The 18,407-nt window shown below is 41.1% G+C and carries 13 protein-coding genes; all 13 read left to right on the top strand.

The annotated features are described in order from the left end of the window. The first annotated feature begins 2 nt into the window (after positions 1-2). The 13 genes from deoC to nox all read left to right on the top strand — a co-directional run bounded on the left by deoC (position 3) and on the right by nox (position 18,163). Positions 3-665 carry a deoxyribose-phosphate aldolase gene (gene deoC, locus STRCR_RS06180; RefSeq protein ID WP_004227783.1) on the top strand — a complete coding sequence of 221 codons (663 nt, stop codon included), beginning with the start codon at positions 3-5 and terminating at the stop codon, positions 663-665. Next, positions 652-1,047, top strand: coding sequence for a cytidine deaminase (locus tag STRCR_RS06185; RefSeq protein ID WP_004226326.1), 396 nt, complete (start codon positions 652-654; stop codon positions 1,045-1,047). Before deoC ends, STRCR_RS06185 begins: the two co-directional genes overlap by 14 nt. A gap of 96 nt (positions 1,048-1,143) precedes the next feature. Beyond that, positions 1,144-2,199, top strand: a complete 1,056-nt coding sequence (locus STRCR_RS06190; RefSeq protein WP_157769183.1) for a BMP family lipoprotein — start codon at positions 1,144-1,146, stop codon at positions 2,197-2,199. Between the two features lie 142 nt (positions 2,200-2,341). Next, positions 2,342-3,877, top strand: a complete 1,536-nt coding sequence (locus STRCR_RS06195; RefSeq protein ID WP_004230076.1) for an ABC transporter ATP-binding protein — start codon at positions 2,342-2,344, stop codon at positions 3,875-3,877. Further along, positions 3,870-4,940 (top strand): ABC transporter permease, encoded by a 1,071-nt coding sequence (locus tag STRCR_RS06200; RefSeq protein ID WP_004228113.1) that lies wholly within the window; start codon positions 3,870-3,872, stop codon positions 4,938-4,940. Before STRCR_RS06195 ends, STRCR_RS06200 begins: the two co-directional genes overlap by 8 nt. A 1-nt stretch (position 4,941) precedes the next feature. Further along, positions 4,942-5,898: an ABC transporter permease gene (locus STRCR_RS06205; protein ID WP_004227041.1), complete on the top strand. Its 957-nt coding sequence runs from the start codon at positions 4,942-4,944 to the stop codon at positions 5,896-5,898. Between the two features lie 182 nt (positions 5,899-6,080). Next, positions 6,081-8,270, top strand: a complete 2,190-nt coding sequence (gene pulA, locus STRCR_RS06210; RefSeq protein WP_004226685.1) for a type I pullulanase — start codon at positions 6,081-6,083, stop codon at positions 8,268-8,270. Between the two features lie 173 nt (positions 8,271-8,443). Beyond that, positions 8,444-10,327 carry a 1,4-alpha-glucan branching protein GlgB gene (glgB, locus tag STRCR_RS06215; RefSeq protein WP_004225635.1) on the top strand — a complete coding sequence of 628 codons (1,884 nt, stop codon included), beginning with the start codon at positions 8,444-8,446 and terminating at the stop codon, positions 10,325-10,327. Positions 10,328-10,390: 63 nt separating this feature from the next. Then, positions 10,391-11,530 carry a glucose-1-phosphate adenylyltransferase gene (locus STRCR_RS06220; protein ID WP_004229068.1) on the top strand — a complete coding sequence of 380 codons (1,140 nt, stop codon included), beginning with the start codon at positions 10,391-10,393 and terminating at the stop codon, positions 11,528-11,530. Beyond that, complete coding sequence (gene glgD / locus STRCR_RS06225) at positions 11,520-12,653, top strand: glucose-1-phosphate adenylyltransferase subunit GlgD (protein WP_004227791.1); 1,134 nt, start codon at positions 11,520-11,522, stop codon at positions 12,651-12,653. Before STRCR_RS06220 ends, glgD begins: the two co-directional genes overlap by 11 nt. Beyond that, complete coding sequence (glgA, locus tag STRCR_RS06230; protein WP_004225316.1) at positions 12,650-14,080, top strand: glycogen synthase GlgA; 1,431 nt, start codon at positions 12,650-12,652, stop codon at positions 14,078-14,080. The genes glgD and glgA overlap by 4 nt, the downstream gene beginning before the upstream one ends. A 34-nt stretch (positions 14,081-14,114) precedes the next feature. Continuing rightward, positions 14,115-16,511: a glycogen/starch/alpha-glucan phosphorylase gene (locus STRCR_RS06235; RefSeq protein WP_004229308.1), complete on the top strand. Its 2,397-nt coding sequence runs from the start codon at positions 14,115-14,117 to the stop codon at positions 16,509-16,511. A gap of 281 nt (positions 16,512-16,792) precedes the next feature. Then, positions 16,793-18,163, top strand: a complete 1,371-nt coding sequence (gene nox / locus STRCR_RS06240; RefSeq protein WP_004230102.1) for a H2O-forming NADH oxidase — start codon at positions 16,793-16,795, stop codon at positions 18,161-18,163. Positions 18,164-18,407 lie beyond the last annotated feature (244 nt).

Consider the following 18,407-nt stretch of genomic DNA (forward strand, 5'->3'; position numbering starts at 1 on the left):
TTATGTCTATTAATAAGTACATTGATCATACTTTACTGAAGCCGAATGCGACTAAGGATCAGATAGACCAATTGTTGGCAGAAGCTAAAGATTATGATTTTGCCTCTGTCTGTGTTAATCCATACTGGGTTGCCTACTGTGCAGAAGCTTTGAAAGACTCAGATGTCAAGGTTTGTACGGTTATCGGTTTTCCTCTGGGTGCCAATACCACCGCTGTTAAGGTTTTTGAGGCTAAGGATGCCATTGCAAACGGTGCCGAAGAAGTGGATATGGTCATCAATATCGGTCAGTTAAAAGCTGGTAATTATGAAGCTGTCAAAGAAGATATTCAGGCCTTAGTTGAGGCGACAGGCAAAACTCTACTCAAGGTCATTATCGAAACCTGCCTCTTGACAGATGAAGAGAAGGTAAAGGCTTGTCAGTTGGCTGTTTCAGCTGGTGCAGATTATGTCAAGACTTCTACAGGCTTCTCAACCGGCGGTGCAAATGTTCCTGATGTGAAGTTGATGCGCCAAACTGTTGGTGATACAGTTGGTGTCAAGGCATCTGGTGGTGCTCGCACCTACCAAGATGCCAAGGCTTTCGTTGAGGCAGGGGCCAGTCGAATCGGTGCTTCAGCAGGCGTTGCTATTGTTGAAGGGGAAAAGGCCAGTGGTGCTAACTGATTCCAATCTAGTCGAATTGGCTAGAAAAGCCAGTCTGTATTCCTATGTCCCTTATTCGCACTTTCCGGTTGGTGCGGCTGTTCTAACGAAGTCTGGTCAAGTTTTTCAGGGCTGTAATATTGAAAATGCCAGTTTTGGTCTGACTAACTGTGCAGAGCGGACAGCAATCTTTAAGGCGGTTTCGGAGGGGCAGCGAGATTTTTCTAGTATTGTAATTTATGGTCAAACCAATCAGCCGATTTCCCCTTGCGGGGCCTGTCGACAGGTTATGGCTGAGTTCTTTGATTTGGATTGCCCTGTCACTTTAGTTTCTAAAGATGGTGCGACTGTCGAGATGACAGTAGGTGAGTTACTACCATACTCTTTTCAGAGCCTAGAATAGGAATAGGTTCTCATGTCAATTGGATTAGACCCTAGGGTTTAAGATATTTTTGCAACCTAGTTGCGATTTTTTTAGAGGAGGAGTTCATTTATGAAGATGAACAAAAAACTTATTGGCTTAGGTTTGGCAGCAGTTGCCATCCTATCACTCGGTGCTTGTAGCCGTTCATCACACTCATCATCAAGTTCTGTTAAGGCTGCTATCGTAACAGATACTGGTGGGGTTGATGACAAGTCCTTCAACCAATCGGCTTGGGAAGGCTTGCAAGCCTGGGGTAAAGAAAATAAGTTGAAGAAGGATACTGATTTCACTTATTTCCAATCAGATGATGAGTCTCAATACGCAACCAACCTAGATTCAGCTCAAAGCAAGGGTTACAACCTGATCTTTGGTATTGGTTACAATCTTCATGATGCTGTCGCTGAAGCAGCTCAATCAAATTCAAAGACAAATTATGTTATCATTGATGATGTCATTGAAGACCAAAAAAATGTAGCTAGTGTCCTTTTCGCTGATAATGAAGGTGCCTACCTTGCAGGTATCGCAGCTGCTATGCAAACTAAGACGAACAAGGTTGGTTTTGTTGGTGGTGTTAAATCTGATACTATCACTCGTTTTGAAACTGGCTTTAAAGCTGGTGTTGCTTCTGTGAACAAGGATATTGAAGTAGAAGTTCAATATGTTGGTTCTTACAATGATGCTGCTAAGGGACAAACCATTGCTCAGTCAATGTACTCTGGTGGTGCCGATGTTATCTACCATGCTTCTGGTGGTTCTGGTAAAGGTGTCTTCTCGCAAGCTAAGGAAATCAATGAAGGATTGAATTCTGATGCTGCTGATAAGGTTTGGGTTATCGGTGTTGACCGTGATCAATCCGAAGAAGGAAACTATACTGCTCAAGATGGTAAGAAATCAAACTTTGTTTTGACTTCAACCGTTAAAGAAGTTGGTACAGTCGTAAAAGATATCGCTAATGATCAATTGGATGGCAAGAAATTCCAAGCAAAAACAACAACCTATGGATTGAAAGATAAGGGTGTTGATATTGTCACTAAGAATTTGCCAGATAATATCAAGAAGGCCGTTGACAGTGCTAAGAAAGACATTATTGATGGTAAAACCAAGGTTGACGATGGTGTTAAGAAAAAATAAACGAGCAAAAATATAACTCTTAAAAGGGCGACCTAAAATGGTCGCTTTTTAAAGGACTGAGATTTTTATCTCAGTTAAATCCATTAGCAGTAGTCGTTAGTGGGTTTAACTGACCTAAAAATATAAGTTGAAAGGAACTACTATGGCACAAGAAACTGTCATTGAAATGCGCAATATTACCAAAAAGTTTGGTAATTTTGTGGCCAACGACCATATTAATCTGGATGTCAAAGCGGGTGAAATCCATGCTTTATTGGGTGAAAATGGTGCTGGTAAATCGACCTTGATGAATATGTTGTCAGGACTGCTCGAACCAACAGAAGGAGAAATCTTTCTCAATGGTAAAGCTGTAAAATTGGATTCGCCATCTAAATCAGCAAGTTTAGGGATTGGTATGGTTCACCAGCACTTCATGTTGGTGGATGCCTTTACAGTCGCCGAAAATATTATTTTAGGGACTGAGGTCACAAAGGGAGCCTTTCTGGATCTCAAAAAGGCAGGTCAAGAAATCAAAGAACTTTCTGAAAAGTATGGCTTGGCAGTTGACCCTGAGGCCAAGGTTGCTGATATTTCAGTTGGAGCACAGCAGCGGGTAGAAATTTTGAAAACCCTCTATCGTGGTGCAGATATCTTAATCTTTGACGAACCGACTGCTGTCCTAACTCCAGCAGAAATTGCTGAGCTCTTGGATATCATGCGTAACTTGGTCAAGGAAGGCAAATCAATCATCCTTATTAACCATAAATTGGATGAGATTCGTGCAGTTGCCGATCGTGTCACAGTTATCCGCCGTGGTAAGTCCATTCAGACCGTGCCAGTGGCTGGAACAACCAGCGCAGAATTAGCTGAAATGATGGTCGGTCGTGCGGTTTCTTTCAAAACAGATAAGATTGCGTCACAGCCAAAAGATGTGGTACTCTCTATTAAAGATTTAGTGGTTGATGAGAACCGTGGTGTGCCTGCTGTTAAGGGCCTGTCCCTAGATGTTCGTGGTGGTGAAATCGTAGGTATCGCTGGGATTGATGGTAATGGCCAAACCGAGCTTATTCAGGCTATCACTGGTTTACGTAAGGCTAAATCTGGTTCTATCACAGTTAAGGGAGCAGAAGTTACCCATGCCAGTCCTCGTCAAATCACAGAAATGAGTGTTGGTCATATTCCGGAAGATCGGCATCGCGATGGAATGATTCTTGAAATGACGCTAGCTGAAAATATGGCTCTACAAACTTATTACAAGGAGCCTTTCAGTCACCACGGTGTTTTGGATTATGACTACATCAATAAAAATGCCAAGCGTCTGATGGGAGAGTTTGATGTTCGAGCTGCCAGTGAACAAGTTTCTGCTGGCTCCTTGTCGGGTGGTAATCAGCAAAAAGCGGTGATTGCTCGAGAAGTCGATCGCGATCCGGACCTCTTGATTGTCAGTCAACCAACCCGAGGTTTGGATGTTGGTGCTATCGAATATATCCGTAAACGCTTAGTCGGAGAACGTGATAAAGGTAAGGCTGTTTTAGTAGTCAGCTTTGAATTAGATGAAATTCTAGACTTGTCAGATAGGATTGCTGTTATTCATGATGGTAAAATTCAAGGTATCTTAGACCCGGCCCAAACCAATAAACAAGAATTAGGTGTTTTGATGGCTGGTGGCGATTTGAAGAAGGAGGACGCAAATGTCTAAGAAAACGCAAAATTGGGCAGTACCCCTGATTGCAGTCTTGCTGGGGATGCTTGCTGGAGCCATTATCATGTTGATTTTTGGCTACAACCCTTTCTGGGCCTACAATGATTTGCTTTATTCTGCTTTTGGTTCAATCAAAAATATTGGTGAGATTCTGCGGGCCATGGGTCCTTTGATTCTGATTGGCCTAGGCTTTGCCGTGGCTTCTAAGGCGGGCTTCTTTAATGTCGGTTTGCCGGGTCAAGCCCTAGCTGGTTGGCTGATGTCAGTTTGGTTCGCTTTATCTTTCCCAGATCTGCCTAAGCCAGTCTCTGTTATCTGTACGGTTCTAATTGGTTTAATTGCTGGTGGCATCATTGGAGCCATTCCTGGGATTTTACGAGCTTACTTAGGAACCAGTGAAGTTATTGTCACCATCATGATGAATTATGTGGTACTCTACGTTTCTAAGGCTATTATTCTCGATGGTATCTCTAAGGATGTCATGCGGACCACAACAGCTAGTATTAAAGTATCGGAGTCTGCTTCCTATCAAACTAACTTCTTGTCCAGTCTCACTGACAATTCTCGTTTCAATCTTGGCTTCTTTATTGCTCTAGCGGCTGTTTTTGTTATCTGGTTCCTCTTGAAAAAGACTAAAACTGGTTATGAAATCACAGCAGTTGGGCTTAATCCTAATGCGGCTGAGTATGCCGGTATGTCTTCTAAACAAGTTATTATTTGGTCAATGGTTATTTCGGGTGCCTTAGCCGGACTGGGAGGAACTGTTGATGGTCTTGGAACGTATGAAAATGTCTATGTCCAAACCAGTTCCCTACAAATTGGCTGGGATGGTATGGCTGTTGCCCTCTTGGCTTCTAACAGTCCAATCGGTATACCATTTGCTGCCCTTCTCTTTGGTGTGTTATCGGTCGGTAAAACTGGTATGGTAGATGTGCCATCTGAAGTTATTGATGTTGTTTCTGCCTTAATTATCTTCTTTGTCGGCAGTAACTATATTATTCGTCGCTTTATTAAACCGGCTAAAAATGCTAAAAAAGTCGTAACGGAAGGAGGTAAATAAGATGGGTCTACTTGCAGTTTTAGTTCTTTTAGTTTCTTCAGCCCTCAAGTATTCAACACCCCTTATTTTCACCAGTATTGGTGGGACCTTCTCTGAACGCGGTGGTATTGTCAATGTCGGTCTGGAAGGAATTATGGTTATCGGGGCTTTCTCTGGCGTTGTTTTTAACCTTGCCTTTGCAGATAGCTTAGGGAAGGCAACTCCTTGGGTAGCGTGTTTGGTAGCTGGTCTCGTTGGCCTTGTTTATTCCCTTATTCACGCAGTAGCGACTGTTAATTTTCGGGCAGACCATGTTGTCTCTGGGACTGTTCTGAATCTGATTGCTCCTGCCTTGGCAGTTTTCCTTTGTCGTGTCATGTATGGTAAAGGGGAAACCGACACTATCAGCCAATCCTTCGGACGCTTTTCTTTCCCTATTTTGAAGGACATTCCAGTGATTGGTGATATCTTTTTCAAAAACACGTCATTGATTGGCTATGTAGCTATTTTGGTGGCCTTTCTTGCCTATATCCTAATCTTTAAAACTCGTTTCGGTTTGCGCTTACGTTCTGTTGGTGAACATCCCCAAGCTGCGGACACTCTTGGTATCAATGTCTATTTAATGCGTTATGCTGGGGTTATGCTGTCAGGCTTCTTTGGCGGGATTGGCGGTGCTGTTTATTCTCAAGCTATTTCTAATAGTTTTGCGGTCACCACTATTGCTGGTCCAGGTTTCATTGCCTTGGCGGCTATGATTTTTGGACGTTGGAATCCAATTGGTGCTATGCTTTCCAGTCTATTCTTTGGTCTGTCACAGTCTCTGGCTATTATTGGCCATAAGATTCCTGGTTTAACCCATGTGCCATCAGTTTATTTGGAAATTGCTCCTTATGTTTTAACTATTGTTGTTTTGGCAGCTTTCTTCGGTAAAGCTGTCGCTCCTAAAGCAGATGGTGTCAATTATATTAAGACTAAGTAATCATAATCATTTTGAGCATAGACTTATGGTAGGTATCTGTAGATTTCTAACTGATAAGCGTGCTGCATATAGATAAACAGGCTAGAAACCTTAGTTTCTAGCCTGTTTGTCTATCCAAGAAGTTTGAACTATGATAGAATGTTAGTAAGGGAGTGTATTCTAATATTTGGGAGTTGGTTCGTATGATAGAAAATCAATTGACGGTTCATTTCCATAATCGTCAGGGAAATTATGATAATTGTAGTATGTGGAAATGGTTAGATGGTTACTGGGGCGAAGATGCCCAATTTGATAGTCAAGATGATTTTGGCCTAGTGGGGAAGATTAGTTATCCCTTTGAACGTTTTGCTAGTCAGGTTCATCTTTTGGTTAAAACAGCTGATTGGTCATCGCAGACTTGTGATTATACGGTTAGACGTTTCTCAGGAGATGCGCCTAACAGCATTTGGTTGGTTGCAGGAGATGACCAAGTTTATTATTCTAAACAGGTAGCTAAGACTAGTCCCTTTTATACTGGTCAGGACGACAAGGCTTTTGATATGGGAATTCATGCTAATGATTTTGATCGTCGCTGGGGCTATCAAGGCTGGCTTGGTTTTCGTTATCAAACCGATCAAACAAAGTTTAAAATTTGGTCTCCTTTAGCCGATAGGATTTATCTCTTACTTTATAAGGATGCTCAGAGTCCAGCACGCTTGATTCTTATGAAAAGGGGACATAAGTTTAATACAGACCATCATGAGTTGAATAATCATGGTGTTTGGTCGGTGACAGTTAATGAAGATTTGAAAGGCTGGTCCTATCAATACCGAATCTATCATGAGGCAAACTTTTATCAAGATACCAGAGATCCTTATAGTATAGTCCTGAGCTTAGATAATAAGAAATCCCTGATTGTCCCGGATGAAGATTTACGGCCAGAGGGATTTGAGGTTAAACAGGGGAGAGATGCACATTGGCGAACTAATAATGCTTGTTCGGCTGTTATTAGTGAACTGCACTTGCGAGACTTTACGAAACATGTCTCCTCGGGAGTCAGTCCAGAACTTAGGGGGACTTTTTTAGGAGCTAGTCAGGCTGCTGTGAAAAATCCTAGTGGTCATCCGACAGCTTTTGAACATATTAAAAATATGGGTTACTCTTATATTCAATTGCAGCCGGTTTTCGACCATCATAAGACTTATTCAAAGACAGGGGAGCTCCTCTATAACTGGGGTTATGACCCTGAAAATTATAATGTTCCCGATCGCCAGTTCGCTGCTGATCAGTCTAATCCCTTGGCACCGATTCTTGAATTCAAGCAAATGATTCAAGCCTATCACGATGCCGGTATTGGTGTGATTATGGATGTCGTCTATAATCATACCTATTCCTCTTACAATTCTCCTTTCCAGTTATCCTGTCCTTATTATTACTATCGGATGCATGCCGATGGTTCCTTCCAAGATGGCTCAGGATGTGGCAATGAGACAGCTAGTGAAAAGGAGATGTTCCGTAAGTATATGCTGGATTCTGTACGTTATTGGGTGCAAGAATACAATATTGATGGTTTCCGTTTCGACTTGATGGGGCTCCATGATGCCCAGACTATAAATCTTATTCGTGATCTCTTGGATAGTATTGATGAGCGGATTTTGGTTTATGGCGAAGGCTGGGATATGGGAATTGGTCTGGCCCAAAGGCAGAAGGCAGCTAAGATTAATGCGGATGTGATGCCGCGCGTTGCCTTTTTTAATGATAATGCTAGAGATGCTGTCAAAGGGGCAGAAGTTTATGGTGATATCAAGGCTGGCTATGTTTCAGGAGCACCGCTTGAATGGGAAGTCTCTCAAGCATTGCTGGGCAGTCAGGCCTTTGCACCTTATTCAACTCCAAGTCAGGTTTTAAACTATGTCGAGGCTCATGACAACTATAACCTTAACGATTTGTTAGCGATTCTCCATCCTGAGGACAGCTTAGAGACGCGTAAAGCTAGAGTCTATTTGGCTAACGCTTTAAATCTATCCATGCAGGGCATCTGCTTTATGCAGCTGGGACAGGAATTTATGCGGACGAAGATTCGGCCGACAGGTCAAAATGGTGAAGTGACAATAGAAGATTTGAAGCGAGCCAGTAACAGTTACAATGCGCCAGATTTAGTCAATGCTATTGACTGGACTTTAGTAACAGAGCATCAAGAGTTATTGGAAAAAATTAAAATGATGATTGCTTGCAAGAAAAGCGGACGAGAATTTTCTGAAACAAGATTTGAGGACATATATACAAATATTACTATCAAGAGCAATGCTTATCATTCGGGGATTGTAGAAATTTCATCAAAAGAAGGCGATTTCATTTTTAATAACCAAGAAATTTCCTTGAAAATGACCTGACAAAGCTATCAGTTTATGATAAAATAAAGGTGGTTAATAAGGTCGCTAACATTTTAAATGTTTACTTAGGTCATTGACAATTCGAGTAGCCTTAATTTTAGGGCTGCTCTTTGTTTTATCAAATATTGTCTAGGGCTGACGGTGATATTACTCAAAAAAAGGTAGGTGGTTATATGGAAAAAGAATTAGAGCTTTATACTTTCGGGACTGGCGAAAATTTTCATGTGCAAGATTACTTAGGTGTTCATCGCGAAGAAAATGGCGAATACAGTTTTCGAGTGTGGGCTCCACATGCCGAGCATGTGCAAGTTATTGGTGATTTTACAGGTTGGTTTGACAATCCTCTGGATATGGCCTTGAATCATGCAGGAGTTTGGGAGGCTAGGACCGATCAAGCCCAAGAAGGTCAAATTTATAAATTTTTGGTTCAACGTCGTGGTGGTCAAGTCGTTGAAAAAATTGATCCTTGTGCTCTCTATCTGGAAGCTCGTCCGGGAACAGGGGCTATCATTAAGACTTTTGAAGAAAAGAAGTGGAAAGATGGACTCTGGATGGGTCGGCGGAAACGATTTGGTTTCAAGGAGCGTCCTGTCAATATCTACGAGGTCCATTCAAGTTCTTGGAAGCTGGGACCTGACGGTCGACTCTTGACTTTCAAGGAACTGACTAAGGAATTGATTCCTTATTTAGTCAAAATGAATTATACCCATGTTGAGTTTATGCCATTGATGGCTCACCCTTTAGGCATGTCTTGGGGTTATCAGCTGATGGGCTATTTTGCCTTTGAGCATACTTATGGCAAGCCAGAAGACTTTCAAGAATTCGTTGAAACTTGTCATCTGAATAACATTGGGGTTATTGTAGACTGGGTACCGGGTCATTTTACTCAAAATGATGATGCACTGGCTTATTATGATGGTACGCCAACTTTTGAGTATGCCGATAGCGATCGTGCCCATAATAGACGTTGGGGAGCCCTGAATTTTGACCTCGGTAAAAATCAGGTTCAGTCCTTTATGGTGTCCAGTGCTCTCTATTGGATTGAACAGTATCATATTGATGGCTTACGGGTAGATGCTGTTAGTAACATGCTTTACCGTGATTATGATGATGGTCCATGGACTCCTAATGTTTTTGGCGGTAATCGTAATCTGGAAGGTTTTAACTTCCTGCAAAAATTAAATGGTGTTGTTCATTACCACCACCCTGATGTGATGATGATTGCTGAGGAATCAACAGCAGCAACACCAATTACGTCACCGATTGAATCGGGCGGACCGGCTTTTGATTATAAATGGAATATGGGTTGGATGAATGATACACTCAAGTTCTTTGAGGAAGATCCAATCTATCGCCAGTATGATTTTAATTTGATTACCTTTAGCTTTATGTACGCTTTTTCTGAGAGCTTTATCCTACCTTTCTCCCACGATGAAGTAGTTCATGGCAAGAAGAGTCTTATGCACAAGATGTGGGGGGACCGCTATAATCAATTTGCTGGTCTACGCTGTCTCTATGCTTATCAAATGTGCCATCCCGGTAAAAAGCTGCTCTTCATGGGTTCTGAATTTGGTCAGTTCTTAGAGTGGAAGTATGACCATCAGTTGGAATGGACCAATCTGGAAGATAAGCTTAATCATCAAATGCAGAATTACACTGCAAAACTCAATCAATTTTATAAGGAACACAAGGCTCTTTGGCAAATTGATGATTCTTATGATGGTATTGAAATCATTGATGCAGATAATACTGCAGAATCTATTCTATCCTTTGTTCGCCGAGACAGGAAAGGGGACCTTCTTATTTGCGTCTTTAATATGGCGCCGGTTGAACGTAAAGAATTTACAATTGGTGTTCCTGTAGCTGGTCTCTATGAAGAGGTCTTTAATACTGAGTTGGAAGAATTTGGCGGTGTCTGGAAAAAATCTAATCCATCAACCAAGACACAGCCTGGTTTGTGGAAGGATTATCAACAAACTTTGACTTTCACTATGCCAGCCCTTGGTGCAAGTATCTGGCGTGTGAAGAGACATCAGCGAACAAAACCGAATAAATAGATGGAGGTTTTCTTGCCTCGTCGATTTTAATAGCTTAACATCTTATCGGAAGGAGTTTTTTACATGAAAAATGAAATGTTAGCACTTATCTTGGCAGGTGGTCAAGGTACGCGTTTGGGGAAATTGACCCAATCCATTGCTAAACCAGCTGTCCAGTTTGGGGGTCGCTATCGGATTATTGATTTTGCCCTTTCTAACTGTGCTAATTCTGGCATCAACAATGTTGGTGTGATTACCCAATACCAACCTCTGGCACTAAATAGCCATATTGGAAATGGTTCTGCTTGGGGGCTAGATGGTATTGACAGCGGTGCCACCATCTTGCAACCCTATTCAGCAACTGAAGGAAATCGTTGGTTCCAAGGTACCAGTCATGCTATCTATCAAAATATTGACTATATCGACAGCATGAATCCTGAGTATGTTTTGATCCTATCTGGGGACCATATCTACAAGATGGACTATGATGATATGCTGCAAACTCACAAGGATAATATGGCCAGCCTGACCGTTGCGGTGATTGATGTCCCACTCAAAGAAGCTAGCCGTTTTGGTATTATGAACACCGATACCAATGACAGAATTGTTGAATTTGAGGAAAAACCTGAACAGCCTAAATCAACTAAAGCGTCTATGGGAATTTACATCTTCGATTGGAAGAAGTTGAGAGAAATGCTTCTTGATGCTCAAAAGAATGATATTGATATGTCTGACTTTGGCAAAAATGTTATTCCTGCCTATTTGGAGCAAGGTGAGCCTGTTTATACTTATAATTTCTCAGGTTATTGGAAGGATGTTGGTACAATTGAATCCCTTTGGGAAGCTAACATGGAGTACATTGGTGAAGATAATGCCCTTCATAGTCGTGATCGTAACTGGAAAATCTACTCTAAGAACCTGATTGCTCCACCAAACTTTATTACGGAGCAGGCTCAAGTAGCGGATTCCTTAATTGTTGATGGCTGTGTGGTTTCTGGCAAGGTTGACCATTCCATTCTTTCAACCAGCGTTAAAGTTGAAGAGGGCGTTGAAATTAAGGATAGCTTCATCATGAGCGGTGCGACAATTAAGAAGGGGGCCAAGGTTACTCGGGCAATTGTCGGTGAAGGAGCTGTTATCGGTGAAAATGTCGTTATTGATGGTAGCGATGACGTTCAAGTTGTTGGTTATAATGAAGTAGTGGGGGTTCCAAATGAAGATTGATAAATATTCTGCCATCTTAGGAAATGCAGTCGGTTACCATGATATGGGAAAATTGACTGAAAATCGACCTTTAGCCAGTCTGCCTTTTGACGGGAAGTATCGTCTTTTGGACTTTCAATTATCTAGTTTGGCTAACGCTGGTATCCGCAGTGTTTACGGTATTTTCCGTGGTCAAAATATCCGTTCAGTTTTTGACCATATCCGTTCAGGCCGTGAATGGGGGCTCAATACTCTCTTGAGTCATTATTTTCTTGGTTTCTATGAAAGCGATGATCAAACGCATATTTCAGATGCTAATTACTATAAACAAATTTTAACCTATCTTAAGCGAGCAGATACAGATCAAACTGTTTATATGTCCAGTGACATACTCTGCAATATTAATCTGCAGCAGGTGCTTCATCTGCATAATGTTAATCATCGCAATATCACTGTTGTTTATAAAAAGGTTCCTAGGGAGCATATCTCAGATGCTAACGAGATTTTGAAAATTGACGAGACAGACCATGTTACGGGTAAACTCGCCTTGCAAAATGTGGACGAACCTGTACCAATGTCTGCCGATATCTTTGTGGTGAATACACCATGGTTAATTGAACAATTGGAAAAAGAAGCTAAGCAGGAACGACCAAGAAAAATTCGTTATCTTCTGCGCGATCTTTTGGTTGATACTGAGGCTTTGGCTTTTGAGCATACTGGTTACCTTTCTAATATCAGTTCAGTTAAGTCTTATTATGATGCTAATATGGATATGTTGGATTCGCAAAAGTTCTATGCTCTCTTCTACAGCAACCAAAAGGTTTATACTAAGGTTAAAAATGAAGAAGCGAGTTACTTTGCGCCAAGTTCTGATGTCAAGCGGTCTCAATTTGCATCTGGTTCCATTATCAAGGGAGCCGTACACCATTCCATTGTGTCGCGTTCCTGCTATGTTGAAGAAGGGGCCAAGGTCAGTGATTCTGTCATTTTCCCTAAGGTTAAAATTGGTCAAGGGGCCCAACTCGAACATGTGATTGTCGATAAGGGAGTCACAGTCCCAGCTGGTATAACCCTGCGAGGCAGTGCAGAAAAGCCATTGGTTATCGGTAAAGGTCAAGAAGTTACTGGAGATATTGTTCAATGAAAATCATGTTTGTAGCAGCAGAAGGTGCGCCTTTTGCTAAAACTGGAGGTCTGGGGGATGTGATTGGGGCCTTGCCTAAATCCCTTGTCAAAAAGGGTCATGAGGTTGCGGTTGTCTTACCTTATTATGATGCAGTAGATAATAAATTTGGGGATCAGGTTGAAGATGTCATGTATTACTTCACCAATGTTGGTTGGCGTCACCAATATGTTGGTGTTAAGAAACTGATCAAGGATAATGTTAGCTTTTATTTTTTGGATAATCAATCTTATTTCTTCCGCGGTCATGTCTATGGTGACTGGGATGATGGTGAGCGCTTTGCCTTCTTTCAACTAGCAGCTCTTGAGTTGATGGAAAAGATTGATTTCATCCCAGATATTCTGCATGTACACGATTATCACACTGCGATGATTCCTTTCTTGCTCAAAGAAAAGTATCGTTGGATTAACGCCTACCGAAACATTCGGACAGTCTTTACCATCCATAATATTGAGTTTCAAGGACAGTTTGATTCTGGGATGCTTTGGGATCTTTTTGGAGTTGGTTATGAGCGTTATGCTGATGGGACACTCCGTTGGAATAACCGTTTAAACTGGATGAAAGCAGCAGTGCTTTATGCCGATCGAGTAACCACAGTTTCTCCATCTTATGCTCAAGAAATCATGACACCTGAATTTGGTAAGGGGCTTGATCAAGTCATGCGGATGGAGTCTGGCAAGATTTCAGGCATAGTTAATGGGATTGATACGGAACTCTTTAATCCAGCTACCGACCAATATCTGGATGCCCCATTCTCAGCGGATGATTTATCTGGTAAGGCTGTTAATAAGGCCAAATTACAAAAACGCTTGGGTCTACCAGTTAGGAATGATGTTCCTCTGATTGGAATTGTATCTCGTTTGACCGACCAAAAAGGTTTTTCATTGGTTGTTAGTGAACTTCAACATATTTTACAGTTTGATTTGCAAGTTGTTGTTCTGGGAACAGGCTATGCGGACTATGAAAATGGCTTTTCTTGGTTTGCCAGCCAATATCCTGACAAGTTATCGGCTAATATAACTTTTGACTTAGGTTTAGCTCAACAAATTTATGGTGCTAGTGATCTCTTCCTTATGCCTTCTGCTTTTGAACCATGTGGCCTTTCGCAAATGATGGCTATGCGTTATGGAAGTCTGCCAATCGTCCATGAAGTAGGGGGGTTGAAAGATACTGTCGTCCCTTACAATGAACATGATCAATCCGGTACAGGATTCTCCTTCCACGGTTTTTCAGGCTATCTTATGACCAATACTATAAAATTGGCATTAGAAGTCTATCAAAATCGTTCAGAGGATTGGCAGGCTCTGCAAAATCATGCTATGACGAGAGATTTCTCATGGGATACAGCTAGTCAAGCTTATGTTAATCTCTATCATGAACTTTTTTAAGTTTACTAATAATAGATAAGAAGGCATTATTATCATGACACTAACTAAAGATCAATTTATTCGCGATTTTAAGGATACCTTGCATGAAGAACAGTTAATCAAGGTTCCAGATGCTACTCCTACAGAACTTTTCTCAGCTTTAGCTAAGGTGATTCGGAAGTATTACACTCCTTTATGGTTGGAACGTAATCGTAATCTAACAGTCAATAAAGAAAAAATTGCCTATTATTTTTCGATTGAATTCTTACCAGGCCGGATGCTGGAAACTAATTTGCTAAATCTTGGTATTTTGGATACTGTTAAGGAAGGTTTTGCTGAACTTGGTGTTGATTTTGAAAATGTTAAAAATGCAGAACACGACATGGCACTGGGAAATGGTGGTCTAGGACGTTTAGCTGCAGCGTTTATGGATTCCTTGGCAACAACGGGTTACCCTGGCTTTGGGAATGGGTTGCGCTATCGCTATGGCCTCTTTAAACAAAAGATTGTCGATGGTCATCAGGTTGAATTGCCTGATGATTGGTTCGGTAGCCTAGGTAATGTTTGGGAAATCCGCAAGGAACACGATGCTGTGGATGTCCGTCTTTTCGGAGATGTCTTTCTGGAGCAGAATGAAGAAGGAAACCTTGTTCCGACTTACCATAATAGTCAGGTTCTTCGTGCAGTACCTTATGATGTGCCACAAATTGGTTTTCAAAATGGTAATGTTAATAATTTGCGTCTTTGGGATGTTGAGATTCCGGCTGACCAAGAAGCTCTTTATCCAACGGTAGAGTCTCGTCGGGCTATTAGTGATATCACGTCAATTCTTTATCCCGATGACTCAACTTTAGAAGGTAAGCAATTGCGTTTGATTCAAGAGTACTTTATGACTAGTGCTGGCTTGCAAACGATTATTAAGTACTATCTCAAGCAAGGATCTCCGTTGGAGGATATCTACAAGAAGGTATCCGTTCATATTAACGATACCCATCCAGCGGTTGCCCCAGCGGAATTTATGCGACTCTTGGTTGATGATTATGGTTTAGAATGGGATGATGCTTGGAAGGCGACCGTCAAGACTATGAGTTATACTAACCACACTATCATGTCTGAAGCTCTAGAAAAATGGGATGCGGAGCTCTTCAAGAAAGTTCTGCCGCGTGTTTATCAAATTATCTTGGAAATTGATAATCGCTTTGTTGCAGAGCTTGGTAAGGCAGGCTACGATGCAAATGTTGTCAATAATACTCGTATTGTAAAAGATGATCAAATCCACATGGCCAACTTAGCCATTATTGGTGGTCACTCTGTCAATGGGGTAGCCAAGCTGCACACGGAACTGTTGAAGGAAGATACCTTGCGGAGCTTCTATAAGCTTTATCCTGAAAAATTTAACAATAAAACGAATGGTATTATCCCTCGTCGCTGGACACAAATTGCGGCACCAGAATTATCCAGTGCTATTGACCAATTTATTGGTGATGGTTGGCGCAGTGATATCCACCAGTTGGAAGGCCTCTCAACTTATCTTGATGACCAAGAAGCTCTTGATACCTTCTATCAGGTTAAAAAGGATGCTAAGAGTCGTTTAGCTAACTATATTAGGGAGACAACAGGTTTCCAAGTGTCAACAGATGCTATTTTTGATGTTCAAGTTAAACGTCTTCATGCTTACAAGCGTCAACTGCTCAATGTTCTTCATATTATCAAGCTCTATTGGGATTTAAAAGATAATCCTAATAAAGATATGGTTCCTCGAGTTTTCATTTTTGGAGCTAAGGCAGCACCCGGCTATCACTTTGCTAAGTCGGTTATCAAGGTTATCAATGAGTTAGCTAATTTGATTAATAACGATGAAAGCTTGCAAGGCAAGCTCCATGTTTTCTTCTTGGAAAATTATAATGTGAGCTTGGCTGAATTGATTATTCCTGCTGCGGATGTGTCAGAGCAAATCTCCCTAGCATCGAAGGAAGCTTCTGGTACTTCAAATATGAAGTTCATGATGACTGGAGCTATTACTTTAGCGACCCTTGATGGCGCAAATATTGAAATCAAGGATGAAGTAGGGGACGACAATATTGTTATTTTTGGTATGGATAAGGATGCAGTCTATGCACACTACCATGCTAATGACTATCATTCTTGGGATTTGTATGAAAATGACTCAACCATTCACCGAGTGATTGACAGTTTTGTTAACGGTACCATTCCAAACATTCAAAGCGAAGGAATGGAAATTTATGAAGCCCTTATTCAACATAATGACGAGTACTTCTTGCTAGAGGATTTTCATTCTTATGTAGCAGCACAGGAAAAGATTGAAGCTCTTTATCGTGATAAAGATAAATGGGCTCGCATCAGTTTGACTAATATTGCCAAATCGCATAGGTTTACTGCTGATGATACAATTACTCAGTATGCTAAGGAAATTTGGGAACTACAAAAGTAGGCTTGTTTAGAATAAAAGATTAGATGGAAGTCCAATGTCATTAAGCTAGGAGATTTTATTCCAAGTTTGGGATAAGATCTCTTTTTTTCTCGAGTATATCACCTCTCAGAGTTACCTACTACAGTTGACAATGAGCCGTTTTTTCATGAGTTCAGTAGTTTTTATCAATTAGGCCTTCTGATTTTCTCAGTTTTTTCTGAAAGCTGTGAGCATATAATTTGTAATCGCTTACAAATTGTGGTAGGCTTTAGAAGTAACCAAAATAGAAAGTTGGAAAACTTATGGCAAAAATCGTTGTTGTCGGAACGAACCACGCTGGTACAGCAGCTATCAAAACGATTCTGACCAATTACGGTTCTGAAAATGAAGTTGTTACTTTTGATCAGAACTCAAATATCTCATTCTTAGGCTGCGGTATGGCTCTTTGGATTGGTGACCAAATCTCGACTGGTGATGGTCTATTTTATTCAAACAAAGAAGAACTTGAAAGCCTTGGTGCCAAGGTTTATATGAACTCACCTGTTACCCATATTGACTATGATAAAAAGATTGTGACAGCTTTGGTTGATGGTCAGGAACATCAAGAGTCATTTGATAAATTAATTTTAGCAACAGGTTCGCAACCTATTTTGCCACCAATTAAGGGGGCCGCTCTCAAAGAAGGTTCCCGTCAGTTTGAAGCAACTTTAGAGAACTTACAATTTGTTAAGCTTTACCAAAATGCTCAAGACGTTATTGAACGTTTGAAAGATAAGGATATTAGCCGTGTCGCTGTAGTTGGTGCAGGTTATATCGGAGTTGAATTAGCTGAAGCTTTCCAACGCAAGGGGAAAGAAGTCGTCTTAATTGATGTCGCTGATACCTGTATGGCAGGATACTACGATCGTGATTTGACTGACAAGATGGCTAAGAACTTATCGGATCACGGTATCCAGTTAGCCTTTGGCCAAACTGTTAAGGAAATTGCTGGTCAGCATAAGGTTGAAAAGATTATTACCGATAAGGCCGAATTTGATGTAGATATGGTCATCATGGCAGTTGGTTTCCGACCAAATACTGCTCTTGGGGAAGGTCGTTTAGATACCTTCCGCAATGGTGCATGGATTGTAAATAAAAAGCAAGAGACTAGTATCAAGGATGTCTATGCTATCGGGGATTGTGCAACCATCTATGATAATGCTATCGGAGATACAAACTACATTGCACTAGCTTCTAATGCTGTTCGAACTGGTATTGTGGCGGCTCACAATGCTACCGGACATGATTTAGAGGGTATTGGTGTCCAAGGATCTAATGGAATCTCTATCTATGGTTTCAACATGGTTTCGACTGGTTTAACCTTGGAGAAAGCCAAGCGGTTAGGCTTTAATGCGGCAGTAACTGAATTTACTGATTTACAGAAGCCTGAATTTATGGAAACTGCTAATGAGCCTGTTACTCTCAAAATTGTTTACGATAAGGATAACCGCAAAGTTCTAGGGGCTCAGATGGCTTCTAGGGAAAATATTTCTATGGGGATTCACATGTTCTCATTGGCTATTCAAGAAGGCGTCACTATTGATAAATTAGCCCTGACCGATATTTTCTTCCTCCCACATTTCAACAAGCCATATAACTATATTACAATGGCAGCTCTTGGAGCAGAGAAATAGATCCTGAAAAAGCCGCTGATGTCTTTAGCATCAACGGCCTTTTGCTTTTCATGAACACAATTTTGCCAAAATAAAAGATGTGGTTGTCAAGGCATTATTAGGTTCTATAATAATCAGTAAATTTGTTCGAAAACTAACGCCTTTCCTAATTGATAATGCCACAAACCAACTTAGCTTAACCATTTTAAATGTGCTGAGTAAGGTTTTAGGGCTTTTCGTATGCGGCTTTCATGAGTTTAGCATA

Origin of the sequence: Streptococcus criceti HS-6, from assembly GCF_000187975.2 — a bacterium.
GTDB classification, from domain to species: domain Bacteria; phylum Bacillota; class Bacilli; order Lactobacillales; family Streptococcaceae; genus Streptococcus; species Streptococcus criceti.

Bases quoted from the DNA above. Each gene is read 5' to 3' on its own strand.
- glgD (WP_004227791.1), top strand. From the start codon at position 11,520: ATGAAGATTGATAAATATTCTGCCATCTTAGGAAATGCAGTCGGTTAC.
- STRCR_RS06190 (WP_157769183.1), top strand. From the start codon at position 1,144: ATGAACAAAAAACTTATTGGCTTAGGTTTGGCAGCAGTTGCCATCCTA.
- STRCR_RS06205 (WP_004227041.1), top strand. From the start codon at position 4,942: ATGGGTCTACTTGCAGTTTTAGTTCTTTTAGTTTCTTCAGCCCTCAAG.
- nox (WP_004230102.1), top strand. From the start codon at position 16,793: ATGGCAAAAATCGTTGTTGTCGGAACGAACCACGCTGGTACAGCAGCT.
- STRCR_RS06235 (WP_004229308.1), top strand. From the start codon at position 14,115: ATGACACTAACTAAAGATCAATTTATTCGCGATTTTAAGGATACCTTG.
- glgB (WP_004225635.1), top strand. From the start codon at position 8,444: ATGGAAAAAGAATTAGAGCTTTATACTTTCGGGACTGGCGAAAATTTT.
- STRCR_RS06200 (WP_004228113.1), top strand. From the start codon at position 3,870: ATGTCTAAGAAAACGCAAAATTGGGCAGTACCCCTGATTGCAGTCTTG.
- glgA (WP_004225316.1), top strand. From the start codon at position 12,650: ATGAAAATCATGTTTGTAGCAGCAGAAGGTGCGCCTTTTGCTAAAACT.
- STRCR_RS06220 (WP_004229068.1), top strand. From the start codon at position 10,391: ATGAAAAATGAAATGTTAGCACTTATCTTGGCAGGTGGTCAAGGTACG.
- pulA (WP_004226685.1), top strand. From the start codon at position 6,081: ATGATAGAAAATCAATTGACGGTTCATTTCCATAATCGTCAGGGAAAT.
- deoC (WP_004227783.1), top strand. From the start codon at position 3: ATGTCTATTAATAAGTACATTGATCATACTTTACTGAAGCCGAATGCG.
- STRCR_RS06195 (WP_004230076.1), top strand. From the start codon at position 2,342: ATGGCACAAGAAACTGTCATTGAAATGCGCAATATTACCAAAAAGTTT.